This window comes from Neobacillus citreus (assembly GCF_018343545.2).
Taxonomy (GTDB): domain Bacteria; phylum Bacillota; class Bacilli; order Bacillales; family Cytobacillaceae; genus Neobacillus; species Neobacillus citreus.
Genome location: NZ_JAGYPE020000005.1, coordinates 20,690 through 39,530 on the forward strand (window position 1 = coordinate 20,690; position 18,841 = coordinate 39,530).

Genomic DNA, 18,841 nt, shown 5'->3' on the forward strand with positions numbered 1-18,841 from the left:
CGAACATCGTATTTTTTATTTAGGATTTGTATTAAACAATGTTTGATGCATGGGGGCACATATTTCTGAAAACATCTAAATTGATGCATGAGAACCGTCCCCTTGCCTCATCCCAAAACTAAAAAGGCTTTACTCCTTATTTGAAGTAAAGCCTGTTTATTATTCCTTTGTAGTCCGAGAAACTGATGCATGAGAACCGTCCCTCTGTCCCTTTTTATACCCTATATAAAGAATCAGAAACCAAATAGGCGCTACGTATAAGGCTATTCGCATTTCTGGGATAAATGCCATTAGGATGATGACAAGTGCTAGAAAAGTTAGGGCTAAGTAGGTTGAAAATGGATATAACGGAATTTTAAATGCTAGTTTTTCTATTTCATTTTCTGTTTTTGATTGCCTGAACTTTAATTGTGCAATCAGGATAATCGTCCAGCTAGTGATAACCGCAACTGTGGCTACAGAAGAAATATACAAGAACACTTTTTCAGGAACAATATAATTCAAAACTACTGCCACCAATAAAATAAATGACGAGAAGAGGACTCCACGTCTCGGACTGCCACTCTTGCTAAGCTTTCCGAAATATTGCGGACCGTTATTTTGCAATGATAAGTTATATAGCATCCTTCCCGAACTGAATAACCCACTATTAAAAGCGGATAATGCTGCTGTTATGACCACAAAGTTAATAATATCGGCGGCACCCGGAATTCCAACTTTGTCAAAAATCAACACAAACGGGCTTCCTTTCGTGCCAATCTGATTCCAAGGATATAAAACCATCATGATACCTAATGCACCAATATAAAAAATTAATATCCTCCAGACAACATTGTTAATGGCTGATGGAATCGACTTTTCAGGATTTTTTGCCTCCCCTGCTGTAATTCCAACCAATTCTACTCCGCCAAATGAAAACATGACAAGAACCAATGACATTAAAATACCTTTGATACCGTTTGGCACGAATCCTCCATGAGACCAAAGGTTTTCAAAAGCGATCGGCTGACCTCCATTTCCGAAGCCAAAAAGGATAATTCCTAATCCAAGAATAATCATTCCAATAATGGCAACCACTTTAACCAGCGCAAACCAAAACTCAAACTCTCCAAATGCTTTTACATTGGCAAGATTAATTAGTGTAATCACGACAAGTACCGCCAATGCTGTCAGCCATTGCGGAATATCTAGAAACCAGTAATTCACATAAACACCAACCACCGTGATCTCAGCCATTCCAACGACAACCCACATAAACCAATAGGTCCACCCGGTGAAGTAACCTGCAAACGGACCTAAATATCGATGGGCGTATGAACTAAATGAACCTGAAACCGGTTCATCTACAGCCATTTCTCCCAGCGCTCTCATAATGGTGAAAATAACCAGGCCTCCGACTAAATATGACAACAGAACAGACGGACCCGCCATTTGAATCGTGGCACTTGAGCCATAAAATAGACCAACCCCAATCGCACCTCCAAGTGCGATTAACTGGATGTGCCTATTATCTAAACCTCGCTGCAACTTCTCACTTTGATGATTTTTCCCCAACCCTTACTCCTCCTAGCTTTATGCCTCTACTAATTTGAATCCCAATCATTTCTACTACCTTATTTAAGAGATTATAATTATTTAAGAATTTTCAAGCAATGAAGCAAATTAACGCTTTACTGTATTAAATGATGCAGAGGGACGGTTCTTTTGCCTCATCGACCGGTGACAGCTAAAAACCCGTGTTCAAACATAGTACCGTATATATTTCTGAAAAAACAAGAATTGAGGCATGAGAACCGTCCCCATGCCTCAAAAAAATAGAGGCTGCTCAAGTTGAGTCAGCCTCTTTGGTGATTTTTATTTTATCGTAATGTTTTTAATGCTCCGCTCCATGCATTAACTTCTTCTAGCATGGCGTTTACATTGTTGAGGTGTAATTCTTGTGGTTTAAATTCGGTTCCATTTACGAAGTCGGTAAATAGGCTCAATGTTGGATGTGTGCGAACATCCGCCACTTTTTGTTCGGCAAGAATTCCACGTAAATGTTCAGCAGCGCGAGCTCCGCCAGTCGAGCCATAGCTGACAATACCAGCAGCTTTGTTATACCAAGCTTCACGAGCAAAATCGATGGCATTTTTTAACGCACCCGTAATACTGTGGTTGTATTCTTGAACGATGAATACAAATCCATCAAGGCTGGCTAGTTTCTCATTCCAAGTAGCAATGCCTGGCTCGGAACCATCTGTTGTTCCCAAAAATGGCAAATTAAAGTCAGCAATATCGACGATTTCGTAGTTAGCATCGCCGCGTTTATCAGCAATCCCTTTGACCCATTCTCCAACCTGCGGGCTTACACGACCTTGGCGTGTGCTGCCTAAGATAATTCCAATGTTTAATTTTTCAGTTGTCACAGCTATTTCCTCCTTCGTTTGTTTCCCAAATAGTTTGTCTATAAAGCCCATTTTCATGACACCCCTAAAATTTTTTATTTACTTGTTTCTCTCCGCACGATTGGCGCTACTTCTGTCGCCAACAATTCAATTCCTTCAGCTATTTTCTTAAATGGAATACCGCCTATATCTATCTGTGCCATAAACCGCTGGTGCCCAAAAAGTTCGTGTTGTCGAAGGATTTTCTCCACAATCTGTTGTGGGCTTCCTACAAACAAGGCGGTATCCGGACCTGTCATATGTTCAAAATCTGATTTTGATATTTTTCCACTTGTCATCCCGCGCTGGCGGTTTACATTTGACCAGTAATTTGAATAATAAGGGTAAAATTCATCCTTGGCCTGCTGGGTTGTTTTTGAAATATACCCATGACCCGTAACACCTACCTTTAATTTTTCCAAATCATGCCCCGCAGCAATGCCCGCATTACGGTACAGTTCTACCAGTGGCTTAAATCGAACTGGGTCGCCGCCGAGTATTGCCAAAGCCATCCCAACACCTAGCCTGCCTGCACGGGCTGCACTTTCCGGCGTTCCCCCTACACCAATCCAAACGGGTATCTGGTTTTGGAAAGGCCGCGGAGCAATTTCAGCATTTTTTAAAGAGGAACGAAAGTGGCCATCCCAGGTAATCCTCTCGTTTTCGTTAAGCTTTAAAAATAAATCGATATTCTCCGAGAACAAGGCGTCATAATCATTTATGTCATACCCGAATAAAGGGAAGGATTCTATGAAAGCCCCGCGGCCTGCCATGATTTCTGCCCTTCCTTCTGAAAGCAAATCCAGCGTAGCGAAATCTTCAAACAGACGAACAGGATCAACCGTGCTTAATACGGTCGTAGTACTGGTCAATTTAATTCGTTTGGTTTTTTGTGCAATTGCCGCTAAAACAACTGGAACGGCAGACGTGGCATAGTCTAAGCGGTGATGTTCACCCACTCCAAACACATCAAGTCCAGCTTCGTCGGCAAGTGTAGCGGCAGCCATTATTTCCTTTATTCTTTGCCCTGCACTGACCGTTTGACCAGTATGAGGGTCTACACATATATCCCCAAGTGTATAGAGGCCAATTTCTATTCCCGTTTTCTTTTCCTTTTGCATAACAGGATATTCCCCCAGTTATCATGGATAATTTTTTCAAACTCTCAGGATGATGCGGTTACCTGAAGGATCAGAAGTAATGAACGAACCATTTTCTTCAGCAACAGATGCTCCAATACTCTTCAGTTGATTTATTATATTATTTCTCTTTTCCTCATTTGCCAGCATGAGCGTAAATGTTTCAAGTCCAACACTATTAGGAGAAGGTGCAGGCGCGCCTACCCCATTCCAAGTATTTAAGCCAATATGGTGATGGTATTTACCATCGGAAATGAAAAGTGCTTGATTTCCAAATCGGTTTACCACTTCAAATCCAAGACCTTTGGTATAGAACTCTTCAGTCTTTCTTAATTCGGAAACATGTAAATGGATATGTCCCATCACCGTGCCGGCCGGCAGCCCTTCCCATGCGGGCTGTTTTCCGCCAGAAAGCAGGTCGGAGAAATTCAACGGGTCAACGGCCATTGCCACTTCTCCCTTATTCCAATTCCATACGGAAGGGTCACGGTCGATATAAATTTCAATTCCATTTCCATCAGGGTCGGATAAATAAAGAGCTTCGCTCACAAGATGATCGGAGGAACCGAACCGCAAGCCGATTTCCGCAAAATGCTGCACGATTCTCGCTAAATCTGAACGATTCGGAAGAAGCAGGGCATAGTGGTACAATCCGGTTGTTTTTCCCTGCTTTGGCACCACGTTCGTTGGTTGTTCGATCGATAATAAAACGGTCTTTCCATCAGCAGTAAGATTAGCGGTTCGCTCCGATTGATCCAATACCTTAAAACCAACCACTTGTTGATAAAAAGCTAATGAACGTTGTAAATTTTCTACCTTTAGATTCACTTGGCCTACAAATGTAATAGGTTCACGATGAAAATTCATTTTTGTTGCCCCCTTTTTATGCTTTCTCAGAGCGAAACAGGACGTTATCCAACGCTAGAACTGATTTATTTGCTGCAGCGAGATAAATTGAAATTGCCATTAAAGCTAAGTCAAGCTCATAGCCTGCCATTTGACCATTGCCAAGAAATCCGACAGCGATTTTTACTTTTACAATGGCAACAGTCAAAACAATCGCAAAGAGAATCGAAATTATCCTTGTTCCTATTCCTAAAATAACCGCGATGCCACCGATTAATTCGATTAGAGCTACCACATAAGCTGTAAAACCCGGAATACCTAAACTTTCAAAAAAGCCAGCCGTATTTTCAATGCCGCCTTGGAATTTTGCAACCCCATGTATTAAGAAGGTTGCCCCCAAAAATACTCGTAAAATAGTTGTTACCACTTCATTTTTTCTTGCCATTTACTATGCACTCCTTTGATTTTGATTTTGTTTTAAAAACAATTTGTTAGTTAGTTACTTTATGTAAGTAAGTATATTTCGATAAGTTTATGGTGTCAAGTAAGTAATTTGTAAAAAACAATTTAATTATTTTTAAATATGTTTATAATAATTAGTAAGGAGTTGATTCAATTGGATAAATCGATTTGTCCTCGCTTTGAAAAAGCCATGGGGTTATTGAGCCAACGATGGACCGGTATGATCATTTACCAGCTTTTATCTGGTCCGCAGCGGTTTTGCACCATTGAATCTTCAATTGGTGTAAGCGGCAGAGTGCTCTCAGAAAGGTTGAAGGATTTGGAAAATGAGGGAATCGTAAAACGGGAAGTCTTCCCGGAAACTCCAGTCCGAATCGAATATTCACTAACCGACAAAGGCCAAGCACTAAAACCACTCATGAACAGCATAGAGGACTGGTCACAGAACTGGTTGTGATGCATGGGGACGGTTCTTTTGCCTCAAATATCAGAGTTGAACCCTATAAACAAAGGGCAGACTTCCACTACTTAATCGTAATGGGAGTCTGCCCTTTTTGTTGATGCGTGGGGACGGTTCTTCTGCCTCATCCCGAAATCCGGCATCTTGCCCGTGTTAGTGCAGGGTAAGTGCGAAAACTTCTCAAAACACCTGAAATGATGCATAAGAACCGTCCCCTTGCTTCAATTTAACAATATGAAAAGAATGAATGAATTAGGAGAGAAATATGGAGTTTAAACCAACGGCTGGAGAGATTTCGAATATTTGGAGATACATTATTGGTAATCAAGCACATCTTTGCTTCCTTGAACATTGGACTTCACACGCGGAAGATGAAGATTTAAAAATGATATTACAATGCTCTAAGGATCTAGCACACCAAATTGTTAAAGAAGGTTTAGATTTATATGAAAGAGCAGGTTTTCCTCAACCAATTGGTTTCACTATAATTAAAGATGCCATCCCAAATGCACCTAGATTAATGTCAGATAAACTGGTGCTTTTCGTACTTCAGATCCTCTCTGAATATGGGGTATATGGATACGGGTTAACATTGGGAAAAACTGAAACACCTGAAGTTCTTGCCTATATAAAAAATTGCCTTTTTAATTCGACTGAACTATATCAGAAAATTACAGAAGCGATCCATAAAAAAGGGTGCCAACATCAACCTGTCTATATTGCCCCGCCTAAGCAGGCTGAATTAGTTCAAGAACAATCCTTCCTAGCAGGTTGGTGGGGGGAACAACGCCCCGTTAGTGCCATAGAAATTGATAGCCTATTCTATAGTCTTCGTGGTGTTATGTTAGCAAAAATAATGCTTATGGCATTTTCTCAAATTGCAAAAGATCCGAAGGTCCAAAAGTATTGTAAAAGAGGGAAGGATATAGCAGGAAAGCGAGTAGAGAAAATCCAATCTCTAAATTCAATTGAGAGCTTGCCTTTTCTAGCCACATACGAATCTGAAATAACAGACTCCACCACTTCACCATTTTCAGATCAATTAATTATGTTCGAAGCCCTTTCTCTTGTCGAAATCGCCATTAGCAGGTATGGAAATGCCTTAAGTGTCGTTGCAAGAAGAGATTTAAGCGCTATGTTTGCGTCATACATCGTGGAAACTGGTACCTTCCTAGATGATGGATTGAGTCTTATGATTGAAAAAAAATGGTTTGAACAGCCTCCAATGGCCTCCGAACGAAACTCATGAGGCATGGGGACGGTTCTTCTGCCTCAAATTTTTTCGAAAATTTCAGAGTGGAAACCAATAAAAAAGGGTGACTCCCGCTAGTTAATTGTTATGGGAGTCTGCCCTTTTGTTTTTACTATTTAAAAATACGATGATTCATACTCACTTTCCATCAACTTAATCCGCTCGTAAAGCTCTTTGTTAACAGGCGTCGGAATGCCAAATTTCTTCCCTAGTTCTAAAACCGTGCCAGAGAATAAATCCACTTCACTGAATCGTTTTGCTTCAACATCTTGAGCCATTGACGGCTTTCCTTCAGGACTCAAGGTGCCCAGCACGGTTAACCAATAGTCTAAATCTGCCTCCGTTAAATGGACTCCTTCTTTCTCAGACAGTGCAATGACCTCACGCATAGCAGCAATCATCGTATCTCTTGCTTGTCCTTCCCGCTGTATTTCACCATAGTCGCTCCTGTAAACAGCAACCGTTTGATTCACACCTACATTGAGCATAAATTTGCCCCATAATCTCTTCTTCATATCTGTGTCTACCTGATAAGGAAGTTCCATTTTTTCAAAAAATGCCTCCACACTCTTAACCTTATCTGAAATTACTCCAAATTCCCGGTCCCCAAAACAAATCATTCCCTTATTGGCATAAGTTAGCTCATTGCCAACCTTAACGGCGTCCATACCTTGGGCGACACTATATAGGATTTTATCCATCCCAAACGCTTTGCCAATAACATCCTCACTGCTGATCCCATTTAGCAGTGATAAAATGATTGTGTTTTCTCCGACATGATTTCTTGCAGCTTGGATCGAATCCTCCAACCCATCATATTTCACCGCAAAAATCAATAGATCAGCTGTTTCGCATTTTTCCTCTGGTGTTACATAATGGAATTCACAGCGTTCACCATTACAATAAACCCCGTCAGTTTGGTATCTCCCAATTCGATCCTGATCGGCAATTATCCTTAAATCATTCTTTGGCATTTTCTTGGTCAAATGATGGCCAAACAAAATCCCTAAAGCCCCTAATCCAATAATTGATACCTTTTTTATTTCCATGACAGCCCTAATTCCTTTCTTATGATGCATGGGGACGGTTCTGCCGCCTCATTCCGCGGTCCGGCACAAGGTCCGCATTCGGTATATGTTGCAACATACTACCAAACGAGATCCCTGAATTGATGCATAAGAACCGTCCCCATGCCTCAATTTTATTTTGTAATACAATATTTGCGGTCTAACCATTTGGAGATGCTGAGTACAGCGACTCCGACAATTAGGTATAGAAAGCCTCCAACTTCTATTACATATCCAAAGTTAGGAATAAGTCTAGGGAGAAAAACCATACCGAGTATGGATAGTGTCATAATGAAAGATAATAACGCAAAATCTTTCACTTTATTTGATACTTTGTAAACAGATTGTTGCAGCCATTTTAAGATTAGAACCACATCAAGGAAAATGATACAAGCAACGATTATAAACGTAACAATGGCTGTCCCGACATACACTGTCTGATCGCTATTTTTAAAATAGTGGATTATGATGTCTCCGATCCCATTCACTACAGCTATTAAGCCTGCCAGCTTCACTAACAAAAAGACTATAAAATAGGCTGTGCTTTTCCCCGGTTCTTTAGGTAACTGCTTGATCATTTCATCACAGTACGCAGATGGATTCTCTCCAAATATATCCACAGCTCGTTTTCCTTCTTTCTGTGCCTCAATGATATGATCTAAAAGCTCCATTAATAATTCTTCTGATTGCTGCTCCGAAACGGCCAAACTCGCTCGGATATAAACGAGCATTTTACCGTAATATTCTTCATTTTCTTTCGTCAATTCATTTCGTTTTCGATTATTTAGTTCAATCAACTCTTTAGCGTTCATCATCCAACCCCCTATTTAACAATTTATCTACAGGTTTCTGAATATTTTCCCATTCCTCTCGAAATTCAGCTATTGCCTTTTCCCCTTGAATAGTAAGTTGGTAGTATTTCCGTTTAGGACCTGTTGGGGAAGCGCGCATTTCACCTTTAATTAACCCCTCCTTTTGGAGACGAAGCAAAATGGGATAAATGGATCCTTCACTCACATCATTCAAGCCAAATTGTTGAAGTTTCTGTGATAGTTCATACCCATAAACCGTTTCTTTTTCAATAATTGATAGAATACATCCTTCCAAAATCCCTTTTAATAATTGGCTTCTCAAAGACATTAACGTTTCGTCCTTATCGCTATCTTGTAATACAAGATACTATGTTTTAATTTAGCTACCTTGCAAAACAAGATAGCTTGACATTACCTATCATATCCTATTTTTGGTAATCGATCAAGTCTTGATGCATGGAGACTGGTACATCAACAGGGACGGTTCTCATGCCTCATTCCGCGGTCCGGCCCTGGCCCACATTCGGTACCTGGTGCAACGTAATCCGCTGATTTGATGCAAAAGAACCGTCCCCATGCCTCATTATTGTAAAATAAATTCAAAATAGTTGAGAATTTGCGGATGGTTGGTTCGTTATAGTTAGTGAAAAAGCTTTTTCAAAAAATGAAGGAGATATAATATGGCCGTTTCTAACAAGAATTTTATTAAACGCTTAAAAAAGCAAAAAGAAGATGCCCTGGAGTATGTCATTGATGAATATATGCCCTTTGTCAAAGCCATTTCACTGAAAATATTACAGCCGCTTGGTAAACGTGATGCCGTCGATGATTGTATAAATGATGTGTTTTTAGAAGTTTGGAAAAACAGCCATCAATTTAATGGGGATGAGGCAGATTTCAAAAAGTGGATCGGCACCATCACAAAGTATAAATCAATTGATTACTATCGAATCTTTGAAAAACAGACTGCACGCGAGGCTCCTCCCGTTGAACTTGAACAAATTAGTTCACCTACGAGTTTACAAAAGTCCGTATTAGATCGGGAACAAAAAAATGAGCTACTTTTTGAACTATGCAAACTAGCTGAACTAGATCGCGATATTTTTATCATGAAATACTTTTTAGAGATGACTAATAGTGAAATTGCTGATTCACTGCATCTATCAAAAGCTGCAGTCGATAATCGATTGTATCGCGGCAAGAAAAAATTAGCGGAAAATATGAAATTGAAGGAGCAATTCATTATATGAGTTACTATAAAAAGCTAGCGAATCTCAATATTGATGAAATCGAACCTGTGGCAGTTAGTGAGATTGAAAAAAAACGCGTGAAACAGCATGTTATGGGAGTGGGCGCAAAGAAGAAAATAAAGGTTTTTAAATATATGGCAGTGGCAGCAACGATTGCACTCGGGGCCACGATTGGTGCGAGTTTTGCCGTACCATCACTCGCATCCCAGATTCCATTTATGAATAATATTATGAGTTACTTTAAAGATGAAAACTCTTATACTAGCAACTATTCCAAATTCGCAACATCTATTTCACAAACCCAGTCAAGTAATGGTGTGTCCATCATGATTGAAGATGCTGTATTTGATGGATCGTCGATTACGATTTCCTATGCGATTGAAACTGATAAAGATTTAGGAACAAGTCCTGGCATGTCATCAGCATTCAATGTAAAGGGAGCAGAGGCAATTGGGGCGGCTGGCACGATAAAAAAAGTCAATGACACAACATATGTAGGTACAGAAAAAATAACGCCTACATTTCGTGGAAGCAAACCTGACCGTATTGAAATTAGCTGGGAACCGGGGGCATTCAAAAATCTAGAAACAGATGAATTCATTGCAGGTGATTGGCATTTCGCCTTTGAAGTGTCCGCTTTGGAAAACAAGTCGAAACTTGTGAATCAGTCCGTTACCAATCATGGTGTGACAGTTAACATTAAGTCCATTGAAACGAATGGTTTGTCGACAGTGATCCACTACGAACAAGTGGTGGAAGCCCGTATTCTAGACAAATGGCCGCATGTAACCGCAGAAATTAAAAGTGTACAAGATGATTTAGGGAATAGCTACAGCGTTGATGGGAACGGAGGTGTCAGCCGTGACAATGGAGTATCCTTTGAATGGAGCAGTACGATTAAATCCATCCATCCAAACGCAAAATCACTAACATTAGTACCAGTCATCTACTATTCCCTTGGCTCAGGAAAAGGACTAGAAACAAAAGAAATGGACCCCATCACTATCGAGCTAAAGTGATGCAGAGGGACGGTTCTTGTGCCTCACTTTTTTGAGGCACAAGAACCGTCCCCATGCTTCATCTTAAGACGAACATCCGCTTCCGCAGCTTGAGCAGGAAGAGCAGCTGCTTCCCCCGCCATCTCCTCCTCCACTGTCCCCGCCGCAATTCCCGGAATCCTTCCCAGAGTCGTCCGAAGAGGCGGATCCGCAAAAAACAGCGGTGGTGCAGCCGCTTGTATATTTTGCCGCTTCGGCAAAAGCAAACGCTCTCATGTAGTCCCAATAATGATCAAAATAAAAATACGAGAAAAAGACCATCCCCAGCGCGAGTGGAGCCATATCGCCATACGTCCGCTGTTTCGAAAATGAACCTTTCGGGTTAGCATGATACATATTTTCGGCTTCGCTTAATTGCTTTTTCAGCCGATTAACCAAAAATTCAAGGACGTCTTTATTTTCCTCGCTCCGCTGAAAATATTTTTCAATCAACGCTTCCGTACTGCTTTCCTTAAATTCTTTTAATAGCCCTTCCTCCATTGGGTACTTGAAAAAACTCCCCCATGTTTTCCAGCTGAACTGAGTAATTTCAAACAGCTGTGAAAAAATCCAGTCAAAAAAGGCTCGTTCCTGTGGTGCCGGTTCGGGATTGGTGTTCGGTGTATGATGCAGCATTTTTCCTAAGAATTTCTCGGAAAACGCCTGATAATTTTTTGTAAAAAGAATCATTTCATGCCAGATTTCATCGACGTCTTCACTAAACATCGGCGCCTTCTTTAAAATGTTGGCCACGATAAAATACCGCTTTAATTCAAACAGCAGCCATTCAAACTCATCTTCACTCCGATTCGGAAAATCCTTTAAAAAGCGCTGTTTTACCTGTTGTATGTATTCATCTTCTAGTGAGGTGTTTAATTGATCAATCAAAGGCTGTATCGGGACATGACTTAACACGCCTAAGTTGGCCGGGATATTCTCCTTAACTAATTTAGGCCGCCTTTTGCCCGCCGACGAAATATATAGCACGATAACTCCTACGACTATTACCCCTGTTATAATACCCCCCGCAGTCATTCCATTCCTCCCTCGTGGATGTTCTGTTTGGAAAAATTTCCTAACCTATAAAAATTATAAACAATGGAAATATAATTTTTAAGGTTTTTTCAGAAAATTTACTCAAACTTAACAATCCTTGTTGATGCATAGGGACGGTTCTCTTGCCTCATCCTGCGGTGTCGAATCAGGGTTCCTATTTAGTGAATGACCTGGAAATGATGCATAAGAACCGTCCCCATGCATCATTCTAAAATTATCCTACACGAGAGATGGAGTTTCTTAGACATGCAGATGGAGCGTTTGATCTTGACTGCAATGTGGCTGTTTGGCTTTGCTGGCTTTATTTTGTTTATTCCACGTAAAGATTGGCGAAAGGGGATTTTGGCATTCATGATGTTTCAAGGTATCATCTGGCTTTGCGATATGCCTTCGTTCCATTTTGGCTTGTTTAGTGCGCCTGTTCGGGAGTTCCCAAAAGCCAGCCATCTTCCCATTACAATCGATTATTGGTTTTATCCCATTTTGTTTTCCCTATATTACGTGCATAAGAAAGTAAAGGGCAGCCGATGGTCCAGGTTTATATACTTTATTATTTGGGTTTCTGCCGTCACGTTGTTTGATATTACTCTCGAAAGATTTACAGATTTATTAGATTATAAATGGTTGACGTGGTGGGGGATGTGGATTTACATTTGGTTTCTCTTTTACGTGAGTCAAGTCTTGTGCAATTGGTTCTTTAAGGATAAAGCTTTGTTTCAAACAGAACGGCGGGGTATCTGATGAGAATGGAATGGTGGATCTTAATATCCGTCTACGCAGTGTCAACAGGGATTCTTTTTTTCATACCGAAAAATAAATTTCGCCTTGCCGTCGTGGCTATATTGTTCAAACAGGTTATTACCTTTCTTATAGGTTTAGTAGTCGTGGAGCTTGGACTGCTTGAATATCCTGTCCGATTATTTCCTTCTGTCAATCGGACGAGCTTTACATATGAGTACTTTGCTTTTCCAGTCATATGTGCCGCCTTTAATGTCTGGTATCCCAATAACCGAAGTACTCTTACTCAATTTGCATATTATGTAGGCTATAGCACGGTGCTGACAATCGGTGAAATCATTATCGAAAAATACACCGACCTCATTACATACATACACTGGGCCTGGTATATTTCTTGGATTACCATTTGCCTTTCATTCTTTATATCGCGATTATTTTGTCGCTGGTTCTTTGCAAAATGATGCATGGGGACGGTTCTCTTGCCTCATCTGTGGTGCCGGTCCAGATTCCATGATAGGAAATTGTATGACCGCCGCTGTGAAAGATACACGATTATATGCGGGATTAAATGTCAAATAGGGAGCCCAAAAGGGAATGAAGACCCAAGGATACAATGATTAAAATCCACCAGCTTTTTTTAGGTTTCAATCTATACTTTCTCCTGTAGTAATAAGTAATGGGTGACTAAACGAATTTAAAAAAGTATAAAAATAATGTCACTCAAACTTCTAAATAAAAAAACGACCAAAATGATGCATGAGAACCGTCCCCATGCATCAAAATCCCTCGAATTCATCTGTATACTTAATAATCAATACCATAAAATAATTTCAGAATAATTAATGGAAAAACTGGAGGTATTTTTTTGGGGATTTTTAAGCAGAAGTCGACAAATAAATTAACCGCAGCGGAAGTTTCCGCTCTTTGGCTTCAGTATATGGGCGATAGTATGGCAATCTGTGTTTACAAATATTTTCTTAAAATTGTTGAAAATAATGAGATTAAATCCATCTTAGAATTCTCTTTACAGTTAGCTGAGGGTCATATTACGAAAATCACCGCATTCTTGAAAAGTGCAAATTACCAAGTCCCAATCGGATTTACAGAGAATGACGTGAATGTTAATGCCCCACGTCTGTTTTCCGATCAATTTTTACTATTTTACTCCTATATTATGACCATACATGGGTTAACCGCTTATAGCTTAGCGGTTACAAATACGGAAAGAGAAGATATTCAAAATTATTTTTTTAAATGTACGGAAGAGTCTAAGGAATTGTTCCAAAAAATAGTGAAATTGGCTAAAAGCGAGCCGAAATATTCAAGTGTCCCCTCCATTCCTTCGCCTCATTGGGCGGAATTCATGGAAACACCAGGATTCATTTCAAATTTAATTGGCGACAAACGGCCACTAAATAGTTCTGAAATCAGCACCCTTTTCTTTAATTCAACGAAAACTGGATTTATCAGGTCATTAAGTTTGGCATTTAGTCAGGTGGCAATACATGAAGATGTTCGTAACTTTATGTTGAAAAACGTTAAATTAGCAGGGAAAGATGCTGAAAGCTTTGACGCTATATTGCAAGAAGATCATTTGCCAATACCTGAGAAATGGGATTCAGAAATTACCGATTCTACTGTAAGTCCATTTTCTGACAAATTGATCATGTTTCATGCAGGGTTTTTAGTAAATGCAGCTCTTACTTATTATGGTGCATCATTAGGTTCCAGCTTTAGATCGGATATACTCGTAAACTATACCAAAGTATTTACCCATGCTTTGGAGGCTGGTGCCATTTCATACAATATTATGGTTAAACATGGATGGTTAGAAAAACAACCGGAAGCGATTGACAGAAATCATCTGATGAAAGATTAATGAGATGATACGGCAAATTGTGCGTTGTATCCTACCTTTCGGCTGTCTTTACATCTGCTACATATATCAGGGTGTTTTGGGGAAATTGATATTAGAGAATTTTGTCTAATTCATTGGAGGTTGGATTATGGAGTTTGGAAATCAGGTGGGGCTTACTTCGGCAGAGATTACATCTTTATGGGCTTCTTACATCAATGACAGTGCTATTTCATGCAAGTTCAAATTTTTTCTATCCAAGGTTGAGGATGAAGAAATTAGACCATTACTTAAAAAGGCTTTTGATATTGCTCAAGGAAATCTTAACACTCTAACTGAAATTTTCAAAAAAGAAAAGTATCCAATTCCATATGGTTTTAAACTTGATGAAGATGTCGATATATCTGCACCTAGATTGTATTCAGATTCATATGCGTTAAATTACCTCCATCAATCAGCTCAAATTGCCCTTCAAGGTTATAGCATGAATCTGTCCTTATCTGTCAGGGGAGATGTTTATAGCCATTTTAATGAATGCATTTCACAATTAACACCATTTCTAAGAGAGGTAAAGGAACTTTTATTATCAAAAGGGCTTTATATCAGGTCTCCCCATTTACCCATACCAGATGATATAGATTTTGTTAAAAAGAAAAGTTTTTTAAAAGGTTTTTTTGGAGAAAAAAGACGTTTAACAGGTACAGAAATTACAAATCTCTTTACTAACATTCAAAGAAATGCTTTTGGGGTAGCAACCTTGCTGGGATTTAGTCAAGTTGCCCAGTCAAAAGAGGTTACCGAGTACTTGGTTAGAGGAAAGGACATTGCTAAAAAACACTGTGAAATTTTAGGTTCCCTTCTTAGTGAGGATGACCTCCCTGTACCAATGACATGGAATACCGAAGTAACAGAGTCAACGGCTTTTACCTTTTCTGATAAGCTAATGATGTTTTATACTACATCATTAATCGCCCTTAGCATCGGATTTTATGGAACAAGTATGGCAGTGAGCCCTCGAAAGGATATAGGGCTTCAATATGTTAGGCTCTCTGCTGAAATAGCAGAGTATGCAAAAGATGGAGCAAATATATTGATTGAAAACGGATGGTTGGAACAGCCGCCAATGGCTGCGGATCGGGATGAATTGGCAAAGAAATGAGGCATGGGGACGGTTCTTCTGCTTCATTCTGGATGCTGGCCCATGGTCATTTTTGGTCCATGAAATGCCTGACATTGATACATTGGTAGCACCCCCTTTGTCTACAATCTGTGACAAATACTCTTTAGATCTTCGACCGAGAATTATTAACTCTCAGTTGCAGTATCCCCCATCGCAATGCTCTCTGGGGAAAGAAATGCGTGATTACTTGCATAAACGCGGCTATGGTCGCTCTCAAAGCATTACAACAAAGCCCCTTTATTCGACAAATTTCCAGGGAAATGTAGTTAACCAAACGTTTTTGTAAAAATGGCCAAAACCCTGTTAAATCAAAGGTTCGCGGCTTTAACTTACAGAAAAAATTGCCGAGCGCTGTCTTAAGCCCACAAAAATAAACCCTGCTCCACAAAAGCAAGGTTTATTTGAGAGGATGATTCATAGGGACGTTTCTCTTGTCTCATTCCGCGGTACCATTTCAGGTACCATCTTCGGCACATAAGCTGAAAACGACTGAAAATGATGCATAAGAACCGTCCCCATGCATCATTTATGTTGGGCTTTTAGCCATTCCATTGCAACATTGGCGTGTAATGCAGCGCCGTATTTGAAGGTGTCTTCGTTTTGGTGCATGCGAGGGTTGTGGACAGGTGGTTGTCCTTCTTTACCTGTACCTAAGACGACAAATGCAGAAGGTACGGCCTGAGAGATATGAGAAAAATCTTCTGATCCCCCCAAACAGCCATGGTCCACAACATTTTCTTTACCTACAATGTCTTCTAATGCCGGCATAACTTCATCAATAAATTCTGGATTATTGTGGGTTGTTGGTGTATGGAAATCTACAATGTTATACTCACCGCGCCACGCTTTGACGATATGATCGATCATTTCCGGGATCCGTTTGCACATATGATCTCTCGATTGTTGGTCAAAGCTGCGCATATTCCCTTGCAGGACTGCTTTATCCGGGATAATATTTGTCACTGTCCCCCCGCTCATTGCTCCAATGGAGAAGGTCACACTTGCCTTTGGATCCACTTCGCGGGTATATAGTAAGTTTAAGCTGGTATATAGTTGATTCATAATCATATTAGCATCAATGGTTTTATGCGGCTGTGAACTATGCCCGCCATTTCCTTGAATTTCAACAATATACGTATCCATTGCCTGAGATACAGTTCCTTTGGTGACAGATAACGTACCGGCTTCTTGGTCAGGCATAATATGGATGGCAAACGCTGCATGTACTTTAGGATTTTCAAGCAGCCCGTCATCAATCATTAACTTAGAACCATAGCCCCATTCTTCCCCCGGCTGGAACATTAATTTAACGGTTCCTTGCAGCTTATCTTCATGATCCTTTAACATTCGGGCAGCGCCCAAAAGCATGGCGACGTGTGAGTCATGACCGCAGGCGTGCATTTTACCCGGAATCTTCGATTTATATTCGGAATCATATTCTTCTTCAAGCGGCAGGGCATCCATATCGGCACGGAGCAAAATACAAGGTTCACCTTTACCAATCGTTGCCACTACACCTGTACAATTTTCCTGTAAGCCAAATCCTGCTCTCGCATATTTTTTGGCAATTTCCTCTGGCACGACACCGCATGGCTTATTTTCAATCCCCATTTCATCCAAACGCTGCCGGATATATTTTTGCGTATTTGGAAGATCGAAACCAAGTTCCGGATGCTGGTGTAAATAGCGGCGATCTTTTATGATTTGCTCTTCATATTTCTGTGATTCCTCAAAAAAATTCACCTTAATTGGTAAAGTAGAAGTCATTATACTGGTCCTCCTTTTACTTGTAATACCCCACCTTTATGGGCAGGGTATGGTAATCTTTTAAATTTTTAAAAACAACATTAGACTGCTTCTTTTCTCGGGATATCTGAATTTAAAGCAAACTTTGGTTTTGTTTTCACTGCTACGAAAAATAATACAAATTCTACAACCGCAAAAACAATTAACATCTTGATCAATAATCCATAGGAATGATTAATGTTATAAATTAATCCAGATACGATTGGAGCAATCGCCGCACCTAAGGATGTAAATAAAGATACAGTTCCATATTTTGCACTGTATTCTTTCTCACCAAAGAGCGCTGCCGTAAGATAAGCAGGTGTTACCGTAACGGCCGTTGAGCCTAATGCTGAAAAGACGGTATATAGGATGCCAGGAACTAATAGATTTCCTTTCATTAAAAACAGAAAGCAAATGATATCGGATGCAACGATAAATACCAACGTTTTGATTAATCCGATCTTGTCATATAATCTACCGACTAATAGCTTCGCAACAATTACCATCGCTGAAGCTAATGATAATAGCAAGGCGGCTTGCTGAGCTGGGGTACCGATATCGGTTAAATAAGGAACCAGGTTAATAATCATACTATTAACAACAATTCCCCCTACGACAATTCCTAAGCAAAGAACCCAAAAAGATACTGTCTTGTATGCTTCCTTTTGGTTTAATCCAACTAATTCTTTATTTGGCAGACTATTTGACGTTTTTTCTTCACCTAGTGGTGATAGACCTTTATCAGCAGGGCTTAATTTTATTACAAAGACAATTAAAGGAATGAGTACAACTAATATTAAAATACCAATTGCAAGATAGGCTGTTCTCCAACCGTAGTCTGTTATCATCCAAGTAACTAAAGGACTGAGAATCATTGACCCGAAACCAGTTCCCGATAAGGCGATTCCTAAGCTTAATCCGCGTTTGGCATGAAACCAATTTGTAATAAGAACAGAGACAGGAATCATACCAGCCCCGGCTAGAGCCATACCCATTGGTACTGCAAATATAAGAAAATGAATGAGTGCAGTTGAAAAGGAAAACCCAATATATGCCCCTGCGCCTAAAACGGTAAATAAAGTCATGTATACTCGTATATCCAGCTTTTTCATTAATCTGCCGGCAATTGGAGCTGTAATCATGGCAGTTGTAGCCATTATGGTGTAATACATGGTAAACTCGGCTCTTCCAATTCCAAGCTCTTCTGTAACAGGCTTCGTAAAAAGCGAGACGAGGTTTGCAATAGGAGCATAAAGAAACGTCATAATCATGAAGCCTGCTGCCAATATCCACCATCCGTAAAAAATGCCGCCTTTTTTATTCATATTCATCAATCCCCTATTATTGGTCTTTTGTTGTATTGGCTAACTGTTCTTCTCTAATATTATCTTGCTGAAATTATTGGTTTTTACCATTCAGTTGCGAAGTTTGCATATAAAGCCTTGTCGACATGTTCATTCTTTGTGTATACGC

The 18,841-nt window shown here is 40.0% G+C and carries 19 protein-coding genes; 8 read left to right on the forward strand and 11 right to left on the reverse strand.

The genetic code is table 11. The annotated features are described in order from the left end of the window. Window positions 1-159: 159 nt before the first annotated feature. The 5 genes from KHB02_RS04580 to KHB02_RS04600 all read right to left on the reverse strand — a co-directional run bounded on the left by KHB02_RS04580 (window position 160) and on the right by KHB02_RS04600 (window position 4,856). Window positions 160-1,554, reverse strand: a complete 1,395-nt coding sequence (locus tag KHB02_RS04580; RefSeq protein ID WP_213146275.1) for an amino acid permease — start codon at window positions 1,552-1,554, stop codon at window positions 160-162. Between the two features lie 305 nt (window positions 1,555-1,859). Continuing rightward, window positions 1,860-2,459: an NADPH-dependent FMN reductase gene (locus tag KHB02_RS04585; RefSeq protein ID WP_213146274.1), complete on the reverse strand. Its 600-nt coding sequence runs from the start codon at window positions 2,457-2,459 to the stop codon at window positions 1,860-1,862. Between the two features lie 23 nt (window positions 2,460-2,482). Next, on the reverse strand, window positions 2,483-3,547 hold the full coding sequence (locus KHB02_RS04590) for an LLM class flavin-dependent oxidoreductase (RefSeq protein WP_213146273.1): 1,065 nt from the start codon (window positions 3,545-3,547) through the stop codon (window positions 2,483-2,485). A gap of 36 nt (window positions 3,548-3,583) precedes the next feature. Beyond that, window positions 3,584-4,432, reverse strand: a complete 849-nt coding sequence (locus tag KHB02_RS04595) for a VOC family protein (RefSeq protein ID WP_213146272.1) — start codon at window positions 4,430-4,432, stop codon at window positions 3,584-3,586. Window positions 4,433-4,448: 16 nt separating this feature from the next. Further along, complete coding sequence (locus tag KHB02_RS04600) at window positions 4,449-4,856, reverse strand: DoxX family protein (RefSeq protein ID WP_213146271.1); 408 nt, start codon at window positions 4,854-4,856, stop codon at window positions 4,449-4,451. Between the two features lie 171 nt (window positions 4,857-5,027). On the opposite strand from KHB02_RS04600, the gene KHB02_RS04605 reads away from it, so the two are divergent. Then, window positions 5,028-5,330 carry a winged helix-turn-helix transcriptional regulator gene (locus KHB02_RS04605; RefSeq protein WP_277398168.1) on the forward strand — a complete coding sequence of 101 codons (303 nt, stop codon included), beginning with the start codon at window positions 5,028-5,030 and terminating at the stop codon, window positions 5,328-5,330. 268 nt (window positions 5,331-5,598) lie between these two features. Next, on the forward strand, window positions 5,599-6,582 hold the full coding sequence (locus KHB02_RS04610; RefSeq protein ID WP_213146269.1) for a DUF3231 family protein: 984 nt from the start codon (window positions 5,599-5,601) through the stop codon (window positions 6,580-6,582). Between the two features lie 119 nt (window positions 6,583-6,701). Here KHB02_RS04610 and KHB02_RS04615 read toward each other — a convergent pair whose 3' ends face one another. The 3 genes from KHB02_RS04615 to KHB02_RS04625 form a co-directional block, all read right to left on the reverse strand. Beyond that, complete coding sequence (locus KHB02_RS04615) at window positions 6,702-7,634, reverse strand: ketopantoate reductase family protein (RefSeq protein ID WP_213146735.1); 933 nt, start codon at window positions 7,632-7,634, stop codon at window positions 6,702-6,704. A 152-nt stretch (window positions 7,635-7,786) separates the two neighbouring features. Next, window positions 7,787-8,467, reverse strand: coding sequence for a DUF1129 family protein (locus KHB02_RS04620; protein ID WP_241113720.1), 681 nt, complete (start codon window positions 8,465-8,467; stop codon window positions 7,787-7,789). Beyond that, on the reverse strand, window positions 8,454-8,792 hold the full coding sequence (locus KHB02_RS04625) for a PadR family transcriptional regulator (protein WP_213146268.1): 339 nt from the start codon (window positions 8,790-8,792) through the stop codon (window positions 8,454-8,456). The genes KHB02_RS04620 and KHB02_RS04625 overlap by 14 nt, the downstream gene beginning before the upstream one ends. Before the next feature lie 352 nt (window positions 8,793-9,144). Here KHB02_RS04625 and KHB02_RS04630 point away from each other — a divergent pair, with 352 nt between their 5' ends. Beyond that, window positions 9,145-9,714, forward strand: coding sequence for a sigma-70 family RNA polymerase sigma factor (locus KHB02_RS04630; protein WP_213146267.1), 570 nt, complete (start codon window positions 9,145-9,147; stop codon window positions 9,712-9,714). Then, window positions 9,711-10,733, forward strand: coding sequence for a DUF4179 domain-containing protein (locus KHB02_RS04635; RefSeq protein ID WP_213146266.1), 1,023 nt, complete (start codon window positions 9,711-9,713; stop codon window positions 10,731-10,733). Before KHB02_RS04630 ends, KHB02_RS04635 begins: the two co-directional genes overlap by 4 nt. Before the next feature lie 63 nt (window positions 10,734-10,796). On the opposite strand, the gene KHB02_RS04640 is transcribed toward KHB02_RS04635, so the two are convergent. Further along, window positions 10,797-11,786, reverse strand: a complete 990-nt coding sequence (locus tag KHB02_RS04640; RefSeq protein ID WP_213146265.1) for a glycine-rich domain-containing protein — start codon at window positions 11,784-11,786, stop codon at window positions 10,797-10,799. A gap of 267 nt (window positions 11,787-12,053) precedes the next feature. Between KHB02_RS04640 and KHB02_RS04645 the strand changes: the two genes are divergently transcribed. The 4 genes from KHB02_RS04645 to KHB02_RS04660 all read left to right on the forward strand — a co-directional run bounded on the left by KHB02_RS04645 (window position 12,054) and on the right by KHB02_RS04660 (window position 15,559). Continuing rightward, window positions 12,054-12,548, forward strand: coding sequence for a CBO0543 family protein (locus KHB02_RS04645; RefSeq protein ID WP_213146264.1), 495 nt, complete (start codon window positions 12,054-12,056; stop codon window positions 12,546-12,548). Between the two features lie 5 nt (window positions 12,549-12,553). Continuing rightward, window positions 12,554-13,006, forward strand: coding sequence for a CBO0543 family protein (locus KHB02_RS04650; protein WP_241113721.1), 453 nt, complete (start codon window positions 12,554-12,556; stop codon window positions 13,004-13,006). Between the two features lie 404 nt (window positions 13,007-13,410). Continuing rightward, window positions 13,411-14,424 (forward strand): DUF3231 family protein, encoded by a 1,014-nt coding sequence (locus KHB02_RS04655; protein WP_213146263.1) that lies wholly within the window; start codon window positions 13,411-13,413, stop codon window positions 14,422-14,424. A 127-nt stretch (window positions 14,425-14,551) separates the two neighbouring features. Then, window positions 14,552-15,559 carry a DUF3231 family protein gene (locus tag KHB02_RS04660; RefSeq protein WP_213146262.1) on the forward strand — a complete coding sequence of 336 codons (1,008 nt, stop codon included), beginning with the start codon at window positions 14,552-14,554 and terminating at the stop codon, window positions 15,557-15,559. A 543-nt stretch (window positions 15,560-16,102) separates the two neighbouring features. Here KHB02_RS04660 and KHB02_RS04665 read toward each other — a convergent pair. Beyond that, complete coding sequence (locus tag KHB02_RS04665; RefSeq protein WP_213146261.1) at window positions 16,103-17,347, reverse strand: M20 metallopeptidase family protein; 1,245 nt, start codon at window positions 17,345-17,347, stop codon at window positions 16,103-16,105. A gap of 80 nt (window positions 17,348-17,427) precedes the next feature. Further along, complete coding sequence (locus KHB02_RS04670) at window positions 17,428-18,693, reverse strand: MFS transporter (RefSeq protein ID WP_213146260.1); 1,266 nt, start codon at window positions 18,691-18,693, stop codon at window positions 17,428-17,430. Window positions 18,694-18,841 lie beyond the last annotated feature (148 nt).

Excerpts from the sequence above, each read along its gene's own strand:
- KHB02_RS04640 (WP_213146265.1), bottom strand. The coding sequence starts at position 11,786 with ATGACTGCGGGGGGTATTATAACAGGGGTAATAGTCGTAGGAGTTATC.
- KHB02_RS04615 (WP_213146735.1), bottom strand. The coding sequence starts at position 7,634 with ATGGAAATAAAAAAGGTATCAATTATTGGATTAGGGGCTTTAGGGATT.
- KHB02_RS04595 (WP_213146272.1), bottom strand. The coding sequence starts at position 4,432 with ATGAATTTTCATCGTGAACCTATTACATTTGTAGGCCAAGTGAATCTA.
- KHB02_RS04585 (WP_213146274.1), bottom strand. The coding sequence starts at position 2,459 with ATGGGCTTTATAGACAAACTATTTGGGAAACAAACGAAGGAGGAAATA.
- KHB02_RS04650 (WP_241113721.1), top strand. The coding sequence starts at position 12,554 with ATGGAATGGTGGATCTTAATATCCGTCTACGCAGTGTCAACAGGGATT.
- KHB02_RS04610 (WP_213146269.1), top strand. The coding sequence starts at position 5,599 with ATGGAGTTTAAACCAACGGCTGGAGAGATTTCGAATATTTGGAGATAC.
- KHB02_RS04620 (WP_241113720.1), bottom strand. The coding sequence starts at position 8,467 with ATGATGAACGCTAAAGAGTTGATTGAACTAAATAATCGAAAACGAAAT.
- KHB02_RS04590 (WP_213146273.1), bottom strand. The coding sequence starts at position 3,547 with ATGCAAAAGGAAAAGAAAACGGGAATAGAAATTGGCCTCTATACACTT.
- KHB02_RS04635 (WP_213146266.1), top strand. The coding sequence starts at position 9,711 with ATGAGTTACTATAAAAAGCTAGCGAATCTCAATATTGATGAAATCGAA.
- KHB02_RS04660 (WP_213146262.1), top strand. The coding sequence starts at position 14,552 with ATGGAGTTTGGAAATCAGGTGGGGCTTACTTCGGCAGAGATTACATCT.
- KHB02_RS04645 (WP_213146264.1), top strand. The coding sequence starts at position 12,054 with ATGCAGATGGAGCGTTTGATCTTGACTGCAATGTGGCTGTTTGGCTTT.
- KHB02_RS04625 (WP_213146268.1), bottom strand. The coding sequence starts at position 8,792 with ATGTCTTTGAGAAGCCAATTATTAAAAGGGATTTTGGAAGGATGTATT.
- KHB02_RS04600 (WP_213146271.1), bottom strand. The coding sequence starts at position 4,856 with ATGGCAAGAAAAAATGAAGTGGTAACAACTATTTTACGAGTATTTTTG.
- KHB02_RS04665 (WP_213146261.1), bottom strand. The coding sequence starts at position 17,347 with ATGACTTCTACTTTACCAATTAAGGTGAATTTTTTTGAGGAATCACAG.
- KHB02_RS04670 (WP_213146260.1), bottom strand. The coding sequence starts at position 18,693 with ATGAATAAAAAAGGCGGCATTTTTTACGGATGGTGGATATTGGCAGCA.
- KHB02_RS04630 (WP_213146267.1), top strand. The coding sequence starts at position 9,145 with ATGGCCGTTTCTAACAAGAATTTTATTAAACGCTTAAAAAAGCAAAAA.